Annotated in this window: 17 protein-coding genes; 9 read left to right on the top strand and 8 right to left on the bottom strand. The window is 73.6% G+C overall.

Annotation, left to right across the window (positions count from 1 at the left end; genetic code table 11):
- Positions 1 to 21 precede the first annotated feature (21 nt).
- On the bottom strand, positions 22 to 855 hold the full coding sequence (locus tag ACZ404_RS08545; protein WP_468437303.1) for a CAP domain-containing protein: 834 nt from the start codon (positions 853 to 855) through the stop codon (positions 22 to 24).
- Between the two features lie 452 nt (positions 856 to 1307).
- Positions 1308 to 1862, bottom strand: coding sequence for a TetR/AcrR family transcriptional regulator (locus tag ACZ404_RS08540; protein WP_468437301.1), 555 nt, complete (start codon positions 1860 to 1862; stop codon positions 1308 to 1310).
- Positions 1863 to 2250: 388 nt separating this feature from the next.
- Here ACZ404_RS08540 and ACZ404_RS08535 point away from each other — a divergent pair, with 388 nt between their 5' ends.
- Positions 2251 to 3102 carry an SGNH/GDSL hydrolase family protein gene (locus tag ACZ404_RS08535; protein ID WP_468437299.1) on the top strand — a complete coding sequence of 284 codons (852 nt, stop codon included), beginning with the start codon at positions 2251 to 2253 and terminating at the stop codon, positions 3100 to 3102.
- 41 nt (positions 3103 to 3143) lie between these two features.
- On the opposite strand, the gene ACZ404_RS08530 is transcribed toward ACZ404_RS08535, so the two are convergent.
- Both ACZ404_RS08530 and ACZ404_RS08525 read right to left on the bottom strand, forming a co-directional pair.
- Entirely contained in the window at positions 3144 to 3317 is a 174-nt protein-coding gene (locus ACZ404_RS08530; protein ID WP_468437297.1) for a hypothetical protein, read from the bottom strand.
- Positions 3318 to 3351: 34 nt separating this feature from the next.
- On the bottom strand, positions 3352 to 3708 hold the full coding sequence (locus ACZ404_RS08525; protein ID WP_468437295.1) for a PRC-barrel domain-containing protein: 357 nt from the start codon (positions 3706 to 3708) through the stop codon (positions 3352 to 3354).
- A gap of 147 nt (positions 3709 to 3855) precedes the next feature.
- Between ACZ404_RS08525 and ACZ404_RS08520 the strand changes: the two genes are divergently transcribed.
- Positions 3856 to 4062, top strand: a complete 207-nt coding sequence (locus ACZ404_RS08520; protein ID WP_468437293.1) for a hypothetical protein — start codon at positions 3856 to 3858, stop codon at positions 4060 to 4062.
- Between the two features lie 142 nt (positions 4063 to 4204).
- Positions 4205 to 5656 (top strand): WGR domain-containing protein, encoded by a 1452-nt coding sequence (locus ACZ404_RS08515; protein ID WP_468437291.1) that lies wholly within the window; start codon positions 4205 to 4207, stop codon positions 5654 to 5656.
- A gap of 26 nt (positions 5657 to 5682) precedes the next feature.
- On the opposite strand, the gene gap is transcribed toward ACZ404_RS08515, so the two are convergent.
- A complete protein-coding gene (gene gap, locus ACZ404_RS08510; RefSeq protein ID WP_468437289.1) occupies positions 5683 to 6681 on the bottom strand; it encodes a type I glyceraldehyde-3-phosphate dehydrogenase in 999 nt (332 codons plus the stop codon).
- Positions 6682 to 6786: 105 nt separating this feature from the next.
- Entirely contained in the window at positions 6787 to 7743 is a 957-nt protein-coding gene (locus ACZ404_RS08505; protein WP_468437287.1) for a GlxA family transcriptional regulator, read from the bottom strand.
- Positions 7744 to 7828: 85 nt separating this feature from the next.
- On the opposite strand from ACZ404_RS08505, the gene ACZ404_RS08500 reads away from it, so the two are divergent.
- The 6 genes from ACZ404_RS08500 to ACZ404_RS08475 all read left to right on the top strand — a co-directional run bounded on the left by ACZ404_RS08500 (position 7829) and on the right by ACZ404_RS08475 (position 15101).
- Positions 7829 to 8695, top strand: a complete 867-nt coding sequence (locus ACZ404_RS08500) for a class II glutamine amidotransferase (RefSeq protein WP_468437285.1) — start codon at positions 7829 to 7831, stop codon at positions 8693 to 8695.
- A gap of 155 nt (positions 8696 to 8850) precedes the next feature.
- Positions 8851 to 9807 carry a hypothetical protein gene (locus ACZ404_RS08495; protein ID WP_468437283.1) on the top strand — a complete coding sequence of 319 codons (957 nt, stop codon included), beginning with the start codon at positions 8851 to 8853 and terminating at the stop codon, positions 9805 to 9807.
- Positions 9808 to 9864: 57 nt separating this feature from the next.
- Positions 9865 to 10500 carry a hypothetical protein gene (locus ACZ404_RS08490; RefSeq protein WP_468437281.1) on the top strand — a complete coding sequence of 212 codons (636 nt, stop codon included), beginning with the start codon at positions 9865 to 9867 and terminating at the stop codon, positions 10498 to 10500.
- Positions 10501 to 10525: 25 nt separating this feature from the next.
- Positions 10526 to 10897 carry a PP2C family protein-serine/threonine phosphatase gene (locus ACZ404_RS08485; protein ID WP_468438126.1) on the top strand — a complete coding sequence of 124 codons (372 nt, stop codon included), beginning with the start codon at positions 10526 to 10528 and terminating at the stop codon, positions 10895 to 10897.
- A gap of 71 nt (positions 10898 to 10968) precedes the next feature.
- Positions 10969 to 13749 carry a SpoIIE family protein phosphatase gene (locus tag ACZ404_RS08480; protein ID WP_468437279.1) on the top strand — a complete coding sequence of 927 codons (2781 nt, stop codon included), beginning with the start codon at positions 10969 to 10971 and terminating at the stop codon, positions 13747 to 13749.
- Between the two features lie 197 nt (positions 13750 to 13946).
- The gene (locus tag ACZ404_RS08475; RefSeq protein ID WP_468437277.1) at positions 13947 to 15101 is read left to right on the top strand and encodes a glutathione-independent formaldehyde dehydrogenase; all 1155 of its coding nucleotides are present in this window, start codon (positions 13947 to 13949) and stop codon (positions 15099 to 15101) included.
- A 48-nt stretch (positions 15102 to 15149) separates the two neighbouring features.
- Here the strand turns inward: ACZ404_RS08475 and ACZ404_RS08470 are convergent, their stop codons facing one another.
- Both ACZ404_RS08470 and ACZ404_RS08465 read right to left on the bottom strand, forming a co-directional pair.
- Positions 15150 to 16562, bottom strand: coding sequence for an FAD-binding oxidoreductase (locus ACZ404_RS08470; RefSeq protein WP_468437275.1), 1413 nt, complete (start codon positions 16560 to 16562; stop codon positions 15150 to 15152).
- 64 nt (positions 16563 to 16626) lie between these two features.
- Positions 16627 to 19848 carry a BTAD domain-containing putative transcriptional regulator gene (locus ACZ404_RS08465; RefSeq protein WP_468437273.1) on the bottom strand — a complete coding sequence of 1074 codons (3222 nt, stop codon included), beginning with the start codon at positions 19846 to 19848 and terminating at the stop codon, positions 16627 to 16629.
- Positions 19849 to 19858: the final 10 nt, after the last annotated feature.

Genomic DNA, 19858 nt, shown 5'->3' with positions numbered 1-19858 from the left:
CGGCCCCGTCCGGGCGCCGCCCTACCGGCTGGTCCCGAAGTCCTGCGTCCAGTAGCTGTTGGGCTGTGCGAGGCCGACGCCCAACTCCTTGAAGGAGCAGTTGAGTATGTTGGCGCGGTGGCCCGGGCTGGCCATCCAGCCCGCCATGACGTCCTCGGGCGTGGCATACCCGTAGGCGACGTTCTCGCCGTAGGCGCTCCAGGTGTAGCCGCCGCGGGTGAGACGGTCGCCGGGGGAGGAGCCGTCGGACCCGGTGTGCGACATGTTCTGATGGGCCGCCATGTCGTCGCTGTGCGCCTGCGCCACCTTGGACAGCGTCGCGTTCAGCGTCAGGGCCGAGCAGCCGACCTTGCTGCGCTCGGCGTTGACCAGCTGCAGGATGCGCGCGGCGACCGAGGACGCCGTGGCGGTGGGCTTGGGGGTGCTGGGCGCGGGCGCGGTGGCGGTGGCGGTGGGCCTGGGGGTGCTCGGCGGGGGTGCGGAGGCGGTGGCGGTGGGCCTGGGGGTGCTCGGCGCGGGCGTGCCGGTGACCGGCGTGCTCGGCTTCACCACTCTGTGCGTGGCGGCCTTGTGGTGATGGTGGCGGTGGTGATGGCGATGCGTGCCGTACCACCAGGCCCCGGTCGTGGACGGCGTCGGGGCGGCGCCGGTGGCGGGTGGTGCCGTGAATGCCGCCTCCGCGGCGCTGGAGGGGGGCGCCGCCGTGTACGCCGCCTCCGCGGCGCTGGAGGGCTGAGTCTCGCTGTCCGGCCAGTCGCCACAGGCCATGGCGATCGACGGCACGCCCACGGTGCTCAGGGCGACAGCGGCGATGACGACCCGACGGTAGTGCTGCTGCTTGCGGTGCTTCCCCATGCGTGACCTCACTCGGAATTCGCCGAGCGTCGTTGCGCGGCTTGCTTTGGGCAGACTCCGCTTCCGAGCTGCGGAGATGCCTTGCGGGCCGTCATTGTGTGGACGGCCCGAGAGGGTACGCAAAGGGCCTTTCTACTAGCCTGCTTCGTAGTCGAGGACCCCTCTTGCCAAGCGCGTGGGGACGTGCAGATCCGGCGGTAGGCAGCCGGGCCGGTGCCTGACATTCCGTCAGGACTCCTCTGCTCCGGTACGACAGGGCGAAAAGGTCGAACGGTGGGTCTGCCCCGGGATCCGGCGGGGCGGTCGCCCCCGCCAAGACGGACAAATCCCTTATGTCGTCGGACGCGCACCTACTATCCGGCACCCCTAGATCGGGACGAGGTGTGGCAGATGTCACGGAACCATCGGCTCCGATTTCGGCGTCCGCCCCTCGGGTGTCGGACGCGAGACGCTCACATGCTCGGGGTCAGGGCCTCCTGGAGGAGCGCGCCGTAGCGCCGGATGAGGTCCTTGCGGTCGGCCCGGAGCAGGGCCTCGTCCCTCGTCACCCACAGCGCGTACAGCAGGCCCGCGGCCATCGAGGCCGCCAGTCGTGCCCGCAGGTCGGCGTCGGGTCCCGGCAGCCGGTCGCGCAGGGGTTCGATCAGCACCTGCTCGTGGGTCTCCCGCAGCCGGTCGAGGATCCGCGGCTCGTTGCTGCCGCGCACCAGGGCCAGGAAGACCCCCCGCGAGGACCCGTCGAGGTCGAGGAGGAGTTCGGCGAGCCGCTCTCCGAGCTGCTCCAGCGCGACGTCGACGAGGGGGGCCCGGTCGACGGTGAGGCGCATGGTCTCCAGGAACAGCAGCTCTTTGCTCCGGAAATGGCGGATCACCAGCGCCGGATCGGTCCCGGCGTCGGCCGCGATCCGGCGGACGGTGGTCCTGGCGAACCCGTGGTCCCGGAACAGCCGGGCGGCGGCGGTCCGGATGGCGTCGCGGGTGGCCGTACCGGCTCCGGTCTGCGGCATGCGGCACAGCATAGGCGGCGGTTCGTCCGCCTTCGGTCGTTCGTCTCAACTCGCCGTCCGCAAGGGCGCATAGGCGCCATCGGCGGGCCTCGGACCCCGGGCTCGTGAGCGTTTCAAGAAGTTCGGTCAACAATGTTGACTCGGTGTTCCGGCGGCCGCACATTACCTATCAGTAGGACCGCACGGTCACCCCGCACCCGGTCCGTCACGGCCGTGACGTGTGCCGCCCCGCCCACGCCCGCCGGCCGCCACCCCCCCTCTGCGCACGAGCCGCCGCACTCTCACGAACCAGCACCCCGTGGGCGCCGTCATGCCCCGGGCCCCGCATCAGCCGCGCACCCTTCCCGAGAAGAGGGAGCACCCACCCATGCCCGCACTGACTCGTGTCATGACCGCGACAGCAGCCGCCGTCGGTGCCCTGACCCTGAGCCTCACCGCCCCCGGCGCCCCCGCCCACGCCACCGAACCGCTCGCCTACGCGGCCCTCGGCGACAGCTACAGCGCCGCCTCGGGCGTCCTCCCCGTCGACCTGGGCAACCTCATCTGCCTGCGCTCCACGGCCAACTACCCCCACGTCCTCGCCGCCCGTACGGGCGCCCGCCTGACCGACGTCACCTGCGGCGCCGCCCAGACCAAGGACTTCACCACCGCCCAGTACCCCGGAGTCGCCCCGCAGGTCGACGCGGTCACCGGCGACACCGATCTGGTGACCATGACGATCGGCGGCAACGACAACGGCACCTTCATCAACGCCATCCTCGCCTGCGGCACCGCGGGCGTCCTCAGCGGCGGCCGGGGCAGCCCCTGCAAGGACACCTACGGCACCTCCTTCGACCAGGCGATCGAGACGAACACCTACCCCGCGCTGAAGAACGCCCTGCGCAGCGTCCGCGCCCGGGCCCCCGAGGCCCGGGTGGCCGTCCTCGGCTATCCGTGGATCACACCCGCCACGGCCGACCCGTCCTGCTTCGCCAAGCTGCCCCTCGCCTCCGGCGACGTGCCCTATGTCCACGCGCTGCAGGCCCACCTCAACGCCGTGGTCGAGCGGGCCGCGCAGGAGACGGGGGCGACGTACGTGGACTTCGCCCAGGCCTCCGAGGGGCACGACGCGTGCGCGCCCGCCGGCACCCGGTGGATCGAGCCGCTGCTCTTCGGGCAGAACATCGTCCCCGTGCATCCCAACGCCCTCGGCGAGCAGCGCATGGCCGAGCGCACCATGACCGTCCTCGGCCTCGGCTGACCGGGCGCCGCGCCGCCTCACCGGAGGCGGCGCGGACCGCGTCAGCGGGCGATGCGGTGCTTGCGGCCCCCGCGCCGGAAGCGCAGCGCGCCGTAGACCAGATCGACGACGAGGACGACGGCACCGATGATCAGCAGATAGAACAGGCCGTGAACGGCGAATCCGATGATCCCCAGGACGACGGCCACGAGGACCAGCAGCAGGAACAGGATCATGAGATCTCCCGGCGGCTTCGGCGGCTTCGGTGCATCAGCGGCGGGCCAGGCGTCGCTCGCCGCCGACGCCCGGGGCGTAGTCCAACTGGTAGTGAGCGAAGATCTCGGGCTCGTCCGCCGCGCGCAGCTCGCCGTCGGTGTCGATCGCCGGGGCCTTTCTCACCACGTCCTTGCTGTGGGCGACCTTGAGATAGCCCGGTCCCACCGTCGCACCGGGCAACGGGACGAACGCCAGCCGGCGACGCGTGGGCAGGCCCACCGTCACCGTGGCGAAGAAGGGCCGGTCGGTGGCGGTGTCCACGTACACCGACTCCAGAACGCCGATCTTGTGGCCGCCCGGGTCCACCACGTCGTGACCGCGCCACTCCCGGATATCGCCTGCCTCGAACATCTGAACCTCCGCACAAGGGGTACCCCCGTTCACGCTCCTGATGTCATCCTCATGCCCCGCGCGGCGCCTGTCCCGCAGAGGTGGGGCGTTCGCGCGAACGGGCCCGCCCGGAGTGCGTCGCGACATGTGCCGGGCGAGGGTGGCGCCATGCCCCAGGTGATCGTGTACCCGCCCGCACCGGACGGTGGCCGCCGCGTCCGCGTCGCCGACTCCTTCGCCGGGCTGGCGTACACGATCATCGACCTCGTCGAGTTCCTGCGCCGCGCCGGCCTCGGCGACGTGGAGCCGGAGGACGTGGTCGGCGCCGACTGGATCGAGTGGCGCGGCGGCGGTCCGGACGACTGGCCCCGCTGAGGACGGCTCCCGGCACCTTCCCGTGGGCGCGTCCGCCCCACCGGTGCGGTGATCCGCAGGCGTTGTCAGTGGCCGCTCGTATGGTTCGGGTCATGGGACCTGCCGGACAAGGCCGCGGGTCCGTCCTGGGGAGGGGACTGCCATGACTGCCGGGTCCGCGGTGTCGACGACGTATCTGGAGCTGTCGCAGGAGGGCGGCGGCGCGCACAAGTTCTACGAAGTGGCCGTCGACGGCCAGGTGGTGACGGTGCGCTACGGCCGGATCGGCGCCGCCGGGCAGACGCAGACGACCACGTTCCCCTCACCGGAGAAGGCGCGGGCCGCCGCCGCGAAGAAGGTGGGGGAGAAGGTCCGCAAGGGATACGCCCCGGCCGTGGCCGGCCAGCGCGCACCCCGTCCGGTGACCCGGCGTCAGGTGACCTCGGCGCCGTCCACCGCGCGCGCCGTGGCCCCGGTGCTGTGGCGGTTCCGCACGGGGTCGGCGGCGTTCGGCATCCACGTCGACGACGAGCGCTGCTGGGTGGGCAACCAGGCCGGTGACGTCTACACCCTGGACCACGACGGCGGCGTCCTGGCCCGCTTCAGCCTGCCGGACGGCGTGAAGTGCCTGGTCGCCGACGACTTCTGGATCTACGCCGGCTGTGACGACGGCAAGGTCTACGACCTGTCCTCCAAGCTGCCCTTCGCCGCCTACGACATCGCCGCGGACGTCGACATCTTCTGGCTGGACATCCACGAGGGCATCCTGAACGTCTCGGACCGCGAGGGCCGGCTCACCGTGATCGACCACGAGGACGAACACCAGTGGGCCCGCCGCAGCCAAGGCGAGCACGCCTGGCTGGTCCGGGCCGACGACCGGGCCGTCTACCACGGCCATCACCGCGGCGTCACCGCCTACGCCCCGGACGGCGGCGGGGAGTTGTGGCACACCACCACCCGGGGCAGCGTCCTGTTCGGCTGGCAGGAGGACGACGCGGTGTACGCGGGCACCGGGCACCGCGTCGTGCAGCGACTGGCCAAGACCGACGGCGCCATCGAGGCCACCTACGCCTGTGACAGCGCGGTCTACTCGTGCGCCACGTCGCCCGGGGGCCGGTTCGTCTTCGCCGGGGACTCCGCGTCCTCGGTCTACTGCTTCGACGAGGACGGCAGGCGCCTGTGGAAGCTCGGGACCGGCGGCGGCTCCGCGCTGTCGATGCAGTACCGCGACGAGCGGCTCTACCTGGTGACCACCGACGGCTCACTGGTGTGCGTGGACGCGAGCGAGACGGCGATCACCGCCGCCCAGCAGGGCTCCGTGCCGGTCGCGCGCGACATCAAGCTCGCCGCGGCCCTGCCGACGTACGCCCCGGCCACCGCCGTCGCCGAGGTCGCCACGGTGGCGCAGGCCCCCGCCGGGGCGGTCGTCGTCGAGTGCGTCCAGGACAACGGCCGCCTGCGGGTGCACGTGATCTCCCAGGGCTACGAGACCTCATGGAACGTCCAGTTCCCGCGCGCCATACGCGAACCCGGGGCGCGCTACGTCGTGGACGCCCTGCACCCGGCGGCCGGCGGCTTCTACCGGGTGCGCGGAGACATCCGCAGGCTGCTGTGAGCCCGGCGCCCGCACCGGGCGCCCGGTCAGCCGGCCGCGAGGAGCTCCAGCGTGTCGATCACACGGTTCGAGAAGCCCCACTCGTTGTCGTACCAGGCGACCACCTTCACATGGCGGCCGTCGACACGGGTGAGGGCCGAGTCGAAGATCGACGAGGCCGGGTTGCCGGTGATGTCCGACGACACCAGCGGGTCCTCCGAGTACTCCAGCACCCCGGCCAGCGGACCCTCGGCCGCCGCCCGGTAGGCCGCCAGCACGTCCTCGCGCGTCACGTCCCGGGCGACGGTCGTGTTGAGCTCGACGATCGAGCCCACCGGGACCGGCACCCGGATCGAGTCGCCCGACAGCTTCCCGTCGAGGTTGGGCAGCACCAGCCCGATCGCCTTCGCGGCGCCGGTCGTGGTCGGCACGATGTTCACCCCGGCGGCACGGGCGCGGCGGGCGTCGCGGTGCGGACCGTCCTGCAGGTTCTGCTCCTGCGTGTAGGCGTGCACCGTCGTCATGAAACCGTGCTCGATACCGGCGAGTTCGTCGAGCACCGCGGCCAGCGGCGCGAGTGCGTTCGTCGTGCAGGAGGCGTTGGAGACGATCGTGTGCAGCTCCGGGTCGTAGGCACCGGTGTTGACACCGAACGCGAGCGTGACGTCGGCGCCGTCCGACGGCGCGCTGACCAGCACCTTCCTCGCGCCCGCGTCGAGGTGGGCGCGGGCGGCCTTCGCCGAGGTGAAACGGCCGGTCGCCTCCAGCACGATGTCGACGCCCAGCTCCGCCCAGGGAAGCTGCGCCGGCTCGCGCTCGGCGAGCACCGCGATGCGCCGGCCGTCGACCACGAGGGCGTCGCCGTCGACGGTCACCGGGCGGCCGAGCCGGCCGGCCGTCGTGTCGTAGGCGAGCAGCCGGGCCAGGGTGGCGGGCTCGGTGAGGTCGTTGACGGCGACCACCTCGAGGTCGCCGCCCCGTTCGAGCAGGGCGCGCAGCACATTGCGTCCGATACGGCCGAATCCGTTGATGGCGATGCGAGTCATCTGTGGTGTCCCTTCGTCTTCCCCACCAGGTTCGCGGGCCGTGCCCGTCCGGGACAGCGGCGCGATCGCCATGGTCCGCAAGGATCGCGCCATCCGACGGGCGGGCTACTCGCCCCGTGTGAAGGTGCGCCGGTACTCGCTCGGCGTGGTGCCCAGAATCCGCTGGAAGTGCAGCCGCAGGTTGGAGCCGGTGCCGAGACCGACGTCGGCGGCGATCTGCTCGACGCTGCGCTCCGAGCGCTCCAGCAGCTCACGGGCCCGGTCGATGCGGGCGCGCATGACCCACTGCATCGGCGTGTAGCCGGTGTCCTCGACGAAGCGCCGCGAGAAGGTGCGCGCCGACACCCCCGCGTGCCGGGCGAGCCCCTCCAGGGTGAGGGGCTCGCCGAGCCGGTGCAGCGCCCACTCCCGGGTCACGGCGAACCGCTCGCCCAGCGGCTCCGGCACGCTGCGCGGCACGTACTGCGCCTGACCACCGCTGCGGTACGGCGCCGCGACCAGGCGCCGGGCGGCGTGGTTGGACGCGGCCACCCCGAGGTCGCCGCGCAGGATGTGCAGGCACAGGTCGATGCCCGAGGCGGCGCCGGCCGAGGTCAGCACGCTGCCCTCGTCCACGAACAGGACGTTCTCGTCGACCCGGACCAGCGGGTGCTTCGCGGCGAGCGCCCGCGCGTAGTGCCAGTGCGTGGTGGCCCGCCTGCCGTCGAGCAGACCGGTGGCGGCCAGGGCGAACGCGCCGGTCGAGATCGCGGCCAGCCGCGCGCCCCGGTCGTGGGCGGCGATCAGCGCCTCCACCACGGCCCGCGGCGGATCGTCCCGGTCGGGGAACCGGTAGCCGGGGATGAACACGATGTCGGCCCACTCCAGCGCGCCGAGGTCGTGGGCGACGTGGTACGACAGCCCGTCGCCGCCGGTGACGAGCCCGGTCGCCGCGCCGCACACGCGCACCTCGTACGGCATGCTCGCGCGGGTCGTGAAGACCTGTGCCGGGATGCCGACATCGAGCGGCTTGGCCCCCTCCAGCACGACGACGGCGACACGATGGAGACGCGAGACAGCCACGGGAGCAGGCTACGCGCGGACACCGGTGGTCCCCGCGGGGTACCCGTAGGTGTCCGACAGGGGTCTCGCCCAGGGGAGGAAGCCCATGTGCCGACTGTTCGGGCTCAGCAGCGCACCGCAGCGCACCCGCGCGACGTTCTGGCTGCTGGACGCCCCCGACAGCCTCAGCAGCCAGAGCCACCGGGACCCGGACGGCACCGGCCTGGCCTACTTCGACGCCGACGGCACCCCCGTGGTGCACAAGGACCCCATCGCCGCCTACGAGGACCGGGCCTTCGCCGCCGAGGCACGGCAGGCCGAGTCCGCCACCTTCCTCGCGCACATCCGCTACGCCTCCACCGGGGGCCTGGAGTTGCGCAACACCCACCCCTTCGAACAGGACGGCCGGCTCTTCGCGCACAACGGCGTCATCGAGGGACTCGACCTCCTCGACACCCACCTCGGCGCCGACCTCGCCCTGGTGCAGGGCGACACCGACTCCGAGCGCTTCTTCGCCCTGATCACCCGGGAGATCCGGCGCCACGGGGACGTCGGCACCGGCATCGAAGAGGCCGCGCGGTGGGTCGCCCGCAACCTGCCCGTCTTAGCGCTCAACCTCGTCCTCATCACGCCAGAGGATCTCTGGGCCCTGCGCTACCCCGCGACGCACGACCTCCACGTCCTGCGGCGTCCGTCCGGCGGCCAGCACGGCGGCAGGCACCTGGACCACAGCGGAACGCACGGGCACCTGCGCGTCCACTCCCAGCACCTGGCCGTCCACCCCGCCGTCGTGGTCGCCAGTGAACGCATGGACGACCACCCGCAGTGGCACCGGATGGCACCGGGAGAACTGCTGCACGTCGGCCCCGGCCTGCGCACCACGCGCCGCGTGGTCCTGCCCGACCCGCCCACCCACCTCCTCGGTCTGCAGGACCTGCGCCCCGACGCCGCGGCGTCCCAGCAGTCCGCCTGACCGCCCCCGGGCCGGCCCACCTCGCACCGGAACGCGCCGCCACCGCCGGCTCCTGTTTCTCGCCATACGAGCCGGTAACCGCAGCTGAGTCGTGTATTCAGTAACGATCTTGGCTGAAACCTTGTGTGAATCCCCGTGCCCTCTAGCCTCCCGGCATGGCATTCCTTTCAAGTCGCCGCAGAAGGTCACGTCTCGCCCCGGAGCTGGACGACCAGGACCTGGGCAGGCTCCTGAAGTCCCTGGTGGCGACCACCAGGACGGGGACGATCGCCACCCTCGACCTGTGCGTGGCGCAGATCTCCCGCCTCCTGGACCAGGACGCGCGCGACTGGGACCGCCGCACCCACCGCCTCGGCGTCCTGGCCGACTACCTGACCGAGACCCACCTGCCGCGCTCCTGGGCCGCCCGCGAGCCGCGCAACGCGAACGCACTGGTGCTGCACGCCTGGACCCAGGTGGCACGCGCCCGCGGCCAGGGCTCCCCGGAGGACTCGGCAGGAACCGTCGACAGCTGCCTGCGGGCCGCCGAGCTCGCGCCGGAGGACCCCGTTCCGTGGGTGGTCCTGCTGGAGCTGGCCCGCCTCGAACGCCGCCCGCAGTCCCAGGTGTTCGGCGTGTGGAACGAGGTGCTGGCCCGCGACCGGTGGAACCGCGAGGCCTACCTGAGCATGCTCGGCTATCTCAGCCCGGAGGAGGCGGGCTCCCGCGTCCAGGTACTGGAGTTCGTGGACAGTCTGGGCGCCCGGATGCCCGCGAACGTGCCTTGCGCGGCGACCGAGCTCACCGCCCAGGTCCTGCAGTACCACACCCTGCTCGGCCGGGGCGGGGTCGAGGCGCTGGTGGCCCGCAACCACTGGTCCCACGCGATGGCCACCCAGGCCCTAGACCGGGTGGCCCACACCTGGGTGCAGCCGGGATTCCTCCGCCACGCCAAGGCCCTCGCCGACCTCAACACCCTCGCCTACGCGCTGACGGCCGCGGACCGGCGGCACGAGGCCCACGCGGTCTTCGAGGCGCTCGGCGGTGTCGTCACCCCCTGGCCCTGGCAGGCCGGCGGTGACCCACTGACCGAGTTCGGCCAGGCGCAGCGCCGCGCCGGCGCCGGGCAGTGAGCACACCGGCCGGCCCCGCCGACGACCCCTGACCGGGCGTGCCGCAGCGGGTGGTACGTGGCGCGAGGGGTGTGGCACTCCGCGGGCGGGGCCCGCGCCGTCTCCTGGGAGCGGGTCAGCGCCGTGCGCCGGACCGCCGGTCCCGGCGCTGCCCCCGAGATGCCGCCGGAGCAGCTCGACGCCGCACTGGCCGAGGTCATGCAGCACACCCGCGCGTCCCCGGGCCTGCTCCACCTGCGCGCCGGGGACGGGCGGGCGCTGCGCCTGGCCATGGTCTCGGGCGCTCCCCGCAGCTCGCGGCGCCCTGGGCCCGGATGGACCTGGACGCCCCCCGTCCCGGTGGTCGACGCCCTGCGCGAGCGGCGCCTGGTGCGGCCGGCCGGCCAGGAGGAGATCGCCCGCCCGTACCCGCGGCTGGGCATCGTCCTGCCCTCCGACTTCATGCCGGCCGCCGCCCCGCTCGTGAGCGACAGCCGGGCGTGGGGCGGCTTCGTGCTGCTGTGGTCCGTCTGGCACCCCCGCACCTCAGTGCCGCCGAGCGAGCAGCGAACGTCGACTGCTGCCGCCGCACCGGCCGGCTCCTGCAGCGGGCCGCCGACGCGGGACGCCCCCTGCCGCCCCCGGACGAGCCGCGCGTGCTGCCCTCGCGGCACCACGGCGAGGCCTACCCGGCCCGGGCACTGGCCGCGCTGAGGTTCACCGAGCGCCTGCCCGTCGGCTGCTGCGCCCCCGCTCCTGCCCGTCGGCTGCTGCGCTCCCGCCCCTGCTGCGCCGTCCCGACGGCCGCACGGACGTGCTCCGCGTCCCGCCCGGACTGCTGCTCGGCATCGACCCCGGCGCCGACCACCCGGACACCGACCTCCCCCTGGAGGTCGGATCCGTGCTCGTCCTCTATACCGACGGACTGGTCGAGACTCCGGGCACGGACATCGACGACGCCACCGCCGACCTCGCCGCCCACCTCACGCGCACACCGGACAGGGATCTCGACGGCCTCGACGACGCCCTCGTCGAGCACGCCGGACGGTACGGCCCCCGCAACGACGACATCGCCCTGCTGCTCCTGCGGCCCCGGCCCGTGCGGAACTGATCCACCGGCCCGCCGGCGCCCCGGAACGGCAGCGGTCGCCGAGCGCGGAGCCACAGTGTTACAAAAGGGTCATGAGCGGACGTTCCCGCTGGCCCTGGGGGAGAGCGGCGCCGCCCGGCACACGGTGGTCCTCCGGACCGTCGTCCCGCCCCGGCCCCCGGCCGGCACCGGGACGCCTGGCGCGTCCCCTGAGCGTCCGCACCCTCGCCGCACAGGTCTTCCTGCTGCAGGCCCTCATCATGCTCGTGCTCGTCGCGGTCGCCGCCGCCGCGTTGGTGGTCCAGGGCCGCTACGACGCCGAGCACAACGCCCGCAACCGGTCCCTGGCCGCCGCCGAGGCCTTCGCCCACGCCCCCGGCACCGCGCTCGCGCTGCGCTCACCGCACCCGACGGCCCATCTGCAGCCGGCGGCGGAGCGGGCGCGGCGCGGCTCCGGCGTCGACTTCGTCACCGTCCTGGACACCCACGGCGTGCGCCTGACCGACCCCGTCCCCGCGCTCATCGGCACCCGGGCCGAGGACGTCGGCCGGGCCGCCGCGGGCGAGGCGTTCACCCAGACCTTCCACGGCAAGCCCACCAACGCCGTCCGCGCGGTCGTCCCCGTGATGGACTCCAGCCGGCGCGTGGTCGGCATCGTCACCACAGGGATCCAGTTCGCGACCCTGGGCCACCTGCTGAACCGGCAACTGCCGATGCTGATCGGCGCCGCCTCGGCGGCCCTCGCCCTCGCGACCGGCGGCACGGCCCTGGTCAGCCGACGGCTGCTGCGCCAGACCCACGGACTCGGCCCGGCCGAGATGACCCGGATGTACGAGCACCACGACGCCGTCCTGCACGCCGTGCGCGAGGGCGTCCTGATCGTCGGCGGCGACGGGCACCTGCTGCTCGCCAACGACGAGGCACGCCGCCTGCTGGCCCTGCCCGAGGACGCCGACCAGCGGCACGTGAGCGACCTGGGGCTGGGGCGCGGCCTGACCCGGCTGCTGGACTCCGGCCGGGCCGCCTCCGACCAGGTGATCCCGGTCGGCGACCGACTGGTGGCGGTGAACACCCGGCTCACCGCGCCCTACGGCGGAGAACAGGGCCTGGTCGCCACCGTCCGCGACACCACGGAACTGACGGCCCTGTCCGGCCAGGCCGAGGTGGCGCGGGGCCGTCTGTCGTACCTGTACGAGGCCGGCATGCGCATCGGCACCACCCTCGACGTCCGGCGCACCGCCGAGGAACTGTCCGAGGTGGCCGTCCCGCGCATGGCGGACTTCGTCACCGTGGAACTCCTCGACGCCGTGCTGCGCGGCGAGGAACCCACGGGCGCCGTGCACCGGATGCGCCGCACGGCGCTGCGCGAGGTGCGGGCGGGGCACCCGCTGCAACCGGTCGGCGACCTGATCCGTTTCGTCGTCGCCGACACCCCGATGGTGGCCGCCCTGAACCGCGGCAAGGCCGTCCTGGTGCCCGACCTGCACACCGCCGAGGACTGGCGGGCCCACGACCCCGAGGGCGCGGAGCGGGCCCTGGGATTCGGCATCCACTCGCTCATCACCGTCCCGCTGCGCGCCCGGGGCATCGTCCTCGGCATGGTCAACTTCTGGCGCGGCTCCGGCTCCCGGCGCTTCGAGGAGGAGGACGTCGCGGTGGCCGAGGAACTGGTCGCCCGGGCCGCCGTCGCCATCGACAACGCCCGCCGGTACGCGCGCGAACACGCCATGGCCGACACCCTGCAGCGCAGCCTGCTGCCCGTCGACCTGCCGGACCAGGACGTCCTGGAGATCGCCTCCCGCTACCTGCCCGCGCAGTCCGGCGTCGGCGGCGACTGGTTCGACGTCATCCCGCTGCCCGGCTTCCGGGTGGCCCTCGTCGTCGGCGACATCGTGGGACACGGGCTGCACGCCGCCGTGACCATGGGACGGCTGCGCACCGCCGTGCTGAACTTCTCCTCCCTGGACCTGGCCCCCGACGAACTGCTCGGCCACCTCGACGAGATGGTCAACCGCCTCGACAGCCACACCGCGAGCGCCGACGACGACCGCGCCCCGCTCACCGGCGCCACCTGCCTCTACGCCGTCTACGACCCGGTCGGGGGGCGCTGCACAATCTCCCGCGCCGGGCACGTCGCCCCTGCCGTGGTGGACGACCGGGGCCGGGTCACCTTCCCCGACCTCCCCCTCTCGCCGCCCCTCGGCGTCGGCGGGCACCCCTTCGAGGCCGGTGAACTGGACCTGCCGGAGGGCAGCCGGCTCGTCCTGTTCACCGACGGTCTCGTCGAGGACCGCGGACGGGACATCGACGAGGGCCTGGAGGCGCTCCGCTCGGCCCTCGCCCAGGCGGGGCGGACACCGGAGGAGACCTGCCGCGCCCTGGTGGAGCGGATGCTGCCCGCGCACCCCAGCGACGACGTGGCACTCCTGGTCGCCCGCACCCGGCTGCTGGACCCCTCCCATGTCGCGGTCTGGGACGTGCCGTCCGACGTGCGCGCCGTCTCCCGGGTGCGGGCGGAGGTGAGCGGCCGGCTGGACGAATGGGGACTGCAGGACACGGCGTTCACCACCGAGCTGATCCTCAGCGAGCTCCTCACCAATGCCATCCGCTACGGCGCACCGCCCGTGCGGGTCAGGATCCTGCACGGGCGCACCCTGGTCTGCGAGGTGTCGGACGGCAGCAACACCTCACCCCGGCTCCGGCGCGCCGCCACCACCGACGAGGGCGGCCGCGGCCTGTTCCTGGTCTCCCGGTTCGCACAGCGCTGGGGCACCCGCTACGCGGCGCAGGGCAAGGTGATCTGGGCCGAACAGACTCTGGACCGCCGCCCCGAACCCGATCCCGCCGTGCTGTTCGACGCCCTGGCGCGGTGACATCGCGCGGCCGCGGACCGCCGCGCCGACGTGGGTTGCGGTCCCTGCCGCAGGGGCGTTACCTGGAAGTACCGGCGGTGAAGCGATCGCACGTCGGGCCACGGCACAGTCGCAGGGCCCGGATCCCTGCTGTGCGTCCCCCGGCCGCCGTTCTCCCTCGCCGCCGTCATCCAGCGCTCGCCGCGGAGGTGACACAGGTGAAAGCCGTCGTTTATGAAAAGCCCTTCAGCGTCACGGTGAGGGACGTCGACGATCCGCAGATACAGCACCCGAACGACGTGATCGTACGCGTCACGTCGACCGCGATCTGCGGATCCGACCTGCACATGTACGAGGGCCGTACGGCCGCCGAGGCGGGCATCGTGTTCGGCCACGAGAACCTCGGCATCATCGAGGAGGTCGGAGACGGCGTGACCGCCCTCTCCGAGGGCGACCGGGTCGTGATGCCGTTCAACGTCGCCTGCGGATTCTGCAAGAACTGCCTGGCCGGCAAGACGGGCTTCTGCCTCACGGTGAACCCCGGATTCGCCGGCGGAGCCTACGGATACGTGGCCATGGGCCCCTTCCTCGGTGGCCAGGCGGAGCGGATACGCGTGCCGTACGCCGACTTCAACTGCCTGAAACTGCCACAAGGAGAGGAGTTCGAGACCGACTTCGTGCTGCTCGCCGACATCTTCCCGACCGGGTACCACGGCTGCGAGCTGGCGGAGGTGACGCCCGGTGAGTCCGTGGCCGTCTTCGGCGCCGGACCGGTCGGCCTGATGGCCGCCTACTCGGCGCTCCTGCGCGGCGCGTCCAAGGTGTTCTCGGTGGACCGGGTGCCGGAGCGGCTGGCCAAGGCGGAGGAGATCGGGGCCATCCCGATCGACTTCACCCAGGGCGACCCGGCCGAGCAGATCAAGGAGAAGACGAACGGCGAGGGCACCGACAAGGGCGTGGACGCCGTGGGCTACCAGGCGCAGTCCCACCAGGACACGAGCCACGAGGAACCCGCAGTCGTCCTCAACACGCTCGTGGAGACGGTACGCCCCACCGGCAAGCTCGGTGTACCGGGCCTGTACGTGCCGTCCGACCCGGGCGGCCCCGACGAGCACGCCAAGCACGGCCAACTGCTGGTCTCCATCGGCCGGATGTTCGAGAAGGGTCAGCAGATGGGCACCGGCCAGTGCAACGTCAAGCGGTACAACCGCCAGTTGCGCGACATGATCATCGCCGGGCGGGCCAAGCCCAGCTTCGTGGTCTCCCACGAGCTTCCGCTGGAACAGGCACCCCAGGCGTACGAGAAGTTCGACAAGCGCATCGAGGGCTACACCAAGGTCGTCCTGCACCCCGGTCACGCACTCGCCGCCTGAGCCAGGGGTCCGGGCACGCACGCGTACCCGGACCTCCGCTCACCTCGCTCACACCGCGGCCGAGGGCCGGATGTTCTGGTTGAGCCGGAACAGGTTCGTCGGATCGTAGGCGTCCTTGACCCGGACCAGCCGCTCGTGCACCGCGTCGGGGTAGGACGCACGCACCTTGTCCTCGGCCGCGTCACCGGTGAAGTTGACGTACATCGCCCCGCGGCCGTGCCGCGCGATCTCCTCGCGGGCCCCGCGGGCCCAGGCCACGTGGGCGTCGAAGCCCGCCGCATCCGGGGAGCGCGCGATCACGTTGCACAGCACGCGCGGCGTGCGCTGGCTGAACGCCGTGGCCCCGGCCGGCACCCGGGCGAACGCACCGCCCAGCTGGTGCAGATGCACCTCGCTGAACGGCGTCGGGGTCGCCCGGTGCTGCCTGAGGACGGCGTCCAGCGCGGCGTCGGACGGCTCGATGAACGCCGACGTGAAGTAGTTGTGCGCGCCGGCCGTCCACAGCGGGTCGAGCAGCGACTGCATGGCCGTGTACGGCATCGGCCCCATCAGATCGGCCAGCGGCGTCCCCAGCGTGCGCAGCGGCGCGACGGCCTCCTCCCCGGCCGCCGGGTCACCCGCGTACATGCCGGCCAGCACCACGACCCGCGTGCCGTGGACATCCGGCGGCAGGAACGGCAGGGGAGGGGCCGTCGTGAGGCTGACGAGCGTCGTCATCTCGTCGGGCATCCGCCCGGTCAGCTCCCGCCAGCCGGTGACCACCTGCCGGGCCTGCTCCAGCGGATACACGATCAAACCCCCGAGGATCTGCGGCCCGACCGGGTGCAGCCGGTACTCGAACGACGTCACCACCCCGAAGTTGCCGCCGCCTCCCCGCAGCGCCCAGAACAGCTCGGCGTGCTGCCGGTCGTCCGCGCGCACCACCCGGCCGTCCGCCGTCACGACCTCGGCCGCGGTCAGGTTGTCGGAGGCCAGGCCGTGCCGCCGCAGCAGCCAGCCCACCCCGCCGCCGAGCGTGAAACCGGCGATACCCGTCGAGGACACCAGGCCACCGGTCACCGCGAGACCGAAGGCCTGCGTCTCGTGGTCGAGGTCGGCCCACGTCAGGCCGGCCTGGGCGACCACCCGGCGCGCAACCGGATCGACGAGGGCGCCCTTCATGGGCGACAGGTCGATCACTATGCCGTCGTCGCAGGTCGAGAATCCGGCGATGCTGTGGGCGCCGCCGCGCACCGCGACCAGCAGGTCCTGGCTGCGGGCGAACTCGACGGCGCGGACCACGTCCGCGGTGCCGGCGCAGCGCACGACGAGGGCCGGATGCCTGTCGTGCGCCGCGTTCCAGACCGCGCGGGCCTCGTCGTAGCCGTCGTCACCGGGACGTACGACGCTGCCGCGCAGCCCGGCCTCCAGTTCGGCGATGGTGGCGTCCCCCAGGACGCCCCGTGCCGTGTCGATCGACATGGTCGGCTCCTTGGTGTGAGTGCGTGCTCCGACGTCCAGGACGCTAGGCGGCGCCTCTTAGCACTCACTCAGCGGCGGCTTTGCCGGGGCTGTCGAGGGGCACCGTGCGCCGCAGCACGGCCGGGCCGCGCAGGTCGCCGAGGCGCCGGAACAGCTCACCGGCCCGGGCGGCGGCCGCCCCGGCCGCCCGCCGGTCGCCCGCCTCCCACAGCAGCCGCGCCCGCATGAGGGCGACCCAGCCCGAGGCGGCGGGCGACCCGGCGACCTGATCCAGGCGCTGGGCGTCGGCCAGCAGGCTCCGGGCCCGCGCCGGGTCCCCGGCGGCCCGGGCCACGAGCCCCAGGTGCAGCACGCCGTTGACGGCGCCGGGGATGTCGTCGATCTCCTCGAAGCGGGCGAGGACACCGGCGAGCGTCGCCCGCGCCCCGTCGGTGTCCCCTCCGGCCAGCCGCAGCAGGCCGAGGCAGCCGAGAGAGACGCCCTCCTCCCGGCGGTCACCGAGTGCCCGCCTGATGGCCAGCGCCGCATCGAGGCACGTCCGGGCCGCGTCCAGGTCGCCCCGGCTGCGGTGGATGTTGCCGAGGGTGTTCAGGGCCAGGGATTCCCCGTGCGGGTCGCCGAGCGCCCGGAAGCGCTCGGCACCGTCTGCGGCCGCCGCCACGGCGGCGGTGAGGTCACCGTCGAGGCGGTGCGCCCACGCCAGATTCACCAGGGCGTAGCCGCGTGCCCGGGCCGGGCCGACCGTGCGGCCGGCGAGCACCGTCTCCTCGAAGAACAGGGACACCGCCTCGCCCTCCTCGACCGTGTAACCCGGCGTCAGGACGGGGAAGAACGGCCCGTTTCCCGCCTCGACGCCGGCCAGCAGCCGCAGACACTCCGCGCAGGCCGCTTCGGCCGCCCGGCCGTCGCCCCGGCAGACGGCCCAGACGCCCTCCAGGTGGGCGGCGACGGCGAGCGCCGCGGGGGCGTGCACCTCGCGGGCCAGGGCGCGGGCCCGGTCCAGGGCGCCGGCGGCGCTCTCCCAGGTGCCGCGCATCCACAGCAGGATCGCCTGCTGGCAGTGGGCGTACGCGAGGGCCGCCGGGTCCTCGCTGCGCTGCTGGATCCCGACGATCTGCTCCGCGATGTCCTCCAGCGGCGAGCCGTCCCCGAGCCGGATCGCCAGTACGGCCCGCGCCATGAGCGCCCGGGCCCGCTGCGGGGTCGGCTCCGGAGCCGCGGCGAGCGTGTCCTCCAGCCACCGCCGGCCCTCGGCCAGCCGCCCCCGCTCCGGCCAGAACGACCGCAGCGCCACGGCCAGCCGCAGCGCGCCGTCCGGCTCATGGCGCAGGCAGGAGCGCAGGGCGGCCCGGAGGTTGTCGTAATCGGCCTCCAGCTCCAGCGAGGCCGCCCCCGAGACCCCGGTCGGCGCCTCGCGGTCCCGGGCCTCGGCGAGCGCCACGTAGAAACGCCGGTGCCGCGCCTCCGTGCCCGCCAGTTCCCCGGCGGCCCGCAGACGGTCCGTGGCGTACTGCCGGATCGTCTCCAGCAGCCGGTAACGGACCTCGTCCTCCCGGGGCTCCACCCCCACCAGCGACTTGTCGACGAGCCGGCCGAGCACGTCGAGCACCGGGCTGCCGTCCGTGCCGTCCTCGCACACCTCCTCCGCCGCGGCCAGCGAGAACCCGCCGGCGAACACCGCCAGCCGCCGGAAGACGCGCCGTTCCTCCTCGTCGAGCAGCCGGTGACTCCACTCCAGGGTGGCCAGCAGCGTCTCCTGCCGGGTCGCGCCGTGCCGGCTGCCCCGGCCCAGCAGGGCCGGCGCGTCGTCGAGGCGTTCGGCGATCTGACGCGGCGCCAGCACCGTGACCCGGGCCGCCGCCAGCTCCAGGGCCAGCGGCATCCCGTCGAGCCGGAAGCAGATCTGCGCCACCGCCGCCGCGTTCTGCGCGGTCAGCCGGAATCCCGGGGCCGCGTCGGCGGCCCGCTCCACGAACAACCGCACCGAAGGAAAGCGGCCCAGCTCCGCCAGGGGCGGCAGCCGGCGCGGATCCGGCAGGCCGAGCGAGGGCACCCGGTAGGTCCGCTCCCCGTAGCTGCGCAACGGCTCCCGGCTGGTGGCGAGCAGCAGCACGCCCGGACAGCGGGCCAGCACCTCGGAGGCCAGCGCGGCGCACGCGTCGATCAGGTGCTCGCAGTTGTCCAGCACCAGCAGCAACTCCCGGCCGCCGAGCTGGGCGATCAGCGCCTCGCGGGCACCGCCGGACGGCGGCAGGTGCAGCCCGAGCGCCGCGGCCACCGCCTCCGGCACCAGGTGCGGCTCCGCCAGCCCGGCGAGGGGCACGAACCACGCCCCGTCCCGGTGGCCGTCGCCCCGGCGGTGGGCCACGGCCAGCGCGAGCCGGGTCTTGCCGCAGCCGCCGGCGCCGGTGAGGGTGAGCAGCCGGCTCCGCCCGAGCAGCCCCTCCACCTCGGCCACGTCCCGCTCCCGGCCGATCAGCGCCGTCGCCGGGGCCGGCAGACCGTGCCGCGGGACCGCCGGCCGCGGCTCGGGTGCCTCGACCGAGTCGGCCAGCAGCACACGGAAGAGACGGCGCGTCTGCGGATCCGGGTCGGCGCCGCTGTCCCGCCCGAGCGCGTCCCGCAACCCTTCGTAGACGGCCAGTGCCTCCCGGCGCCGCCCGGCCTCGGCCAGCACCCGCATCAGCGCCCGGGTGGCGGGCTCGTGCAGCGGGTCCTGGGCGATCAGTTCCCGCAGCACTCCGGCCGCCTCGTCCGCGTGGTGCTCGCGCTCCAGCGTCTCGCCGAGCCCCAGCAGGAGGGCCGTGCGCCGCACCCGAAGCGCCTCCTGCGCCTCGGCGGCCCAGGGCTCGTACCGGTCCTCGGGCAGCAGCCCGGGCGCGGCCAGCGCCAGCGCGGCCCGGTAGTCGGCACTCCCGCCGCCGTCCGACGCCCGCCGCGCCGCGTCCTCGAACGCGTCGAGATCGGTGCGCACCCCACCGTCGGGCCCGAGCAGCACCATGTCGTCGCGGAGCACGACGACCTCGCCGGGCGTGCCCGCCGAGGCCAGCGCGCGCCGCACGGCGTGCAGCACCTGGTGCAAGTTGTTGGCGGCGGCCGCCCGGTCGAGGTCCGGCCACAGCAGGTCGTAGAGCCGCTCCCGGTGCATCCGGCGGCCCGGTGCGAGGCACAGCAGCTTCAGCAGGCTCCGGGCCTTGCGCAGCCGCCACGCCCCGGCGGGCACCGCGCGGTCCTGAACCGCCACGGCGAAGCCGCCGAGCAGCCGGATGTGTACGTCATCGGCCATGACTGCCCTC

The organism is Streptomyces sp. NPDC030798, assembly GCF_055572275.1.
Note: the sequence above shows the minus strand (reverse complement) of the source record. Positions and strands in the feature narration are given on the sequence as shown.

Bases quoted from the DNA above. Each gene is read 5' to 3' on its own strand.
- ACZ404_RS08545 (WP_468437303.1), bottom strand. From the start codon at position 855: ATGGGGAAGCACCGCAAGCAGCAGCACTACCGTCGGGTCGTCATCGCC.
- ACZ404_RS08540 (WP_468437301.1), bottom strand. From the start codon at position 1,862: ATGCCGCAGACCGGAGCCGGTACGGCCACCCGCGACGCCATCCGGACC.
- ACZ404_RS08535 (WP_468437299.1), top strand. From the start codon at position 2,251: ATGACCGCGACAGCAGCCGCCGTCGGTGCCCTGACCCTGAGCCTCACC.
- ACZ404_RS08530 (WP_468437297.1), bottom strand. From the start codon at position 3,317: ATGATCCTGTTCCTGCTGCTGGTCCTCGTGGCCGTCGTCCTGGGGATC.
- ACZ404_RS08525 (WP_468437295.1), bottom strand. From the start codon at position 3,708: ATGTTCGAGGCAGGCGATATCCGGGAGTGGCGCGGTCACGACGTGGTG.
- ACZ404_RS08520 (WP_468437293.1), top strand. From the start codon at position 3,856: ATGCCCCAGGTGATCGTGTACCCGCCCGCACCGGACGGTGGCCGCCGC.
- ACZ404_RS08515 (WP_468437291.1), top strand. From the start codon at position 4,205: ATGACTGCCGGGTCCGCGGTGTCGACGACGTATCTGGAGCTGTCGCAG.
- gap (WP_468437289.1), bottom strand. From the start codon at position 6,681: ATGACTCGCATCGCCATCAACGGATTCGGCCGTATCGGACGCAATGTG.
- ACZ404_RS08500 (WP_468437285.1), top strand. From the start codon at position 7,829: ATGTGCCGACTGTTCGGGCTCAGCAGCGCACCGCAGCGCACCCGCGCG.
- ACZ404_RS08495 (WP_468437283.1), top strand. From the start codon at position 8,851: ATGGCATTCCTTTCAAGTCGCCGCAGAAGGTCACGTCTCGCCCCGGAG.
- ACZ404_RS08480 (WP_468437279.1), top strand. From the start codon at position 10,969: ATGAGCGGACGTTCCCGCTGGCCCTGGGGGAGAGCGGCGCCGCCCGGC.
- ACZ404_RS08470 (WP_468437275.1), bottom strand. From the start codon at position 16,562: ATGTCGATCGACACGGCACGGGGCGTCCTGGGGGACGCCACCATCGCC.
- ACZ404_RS08465 (WP_468437273.1), bottom strand. From the start codon at position 19,848: ATGGCCGATGACGTACACATCCGGCTGCTCGGCGGCTTCGCCGTGGCG.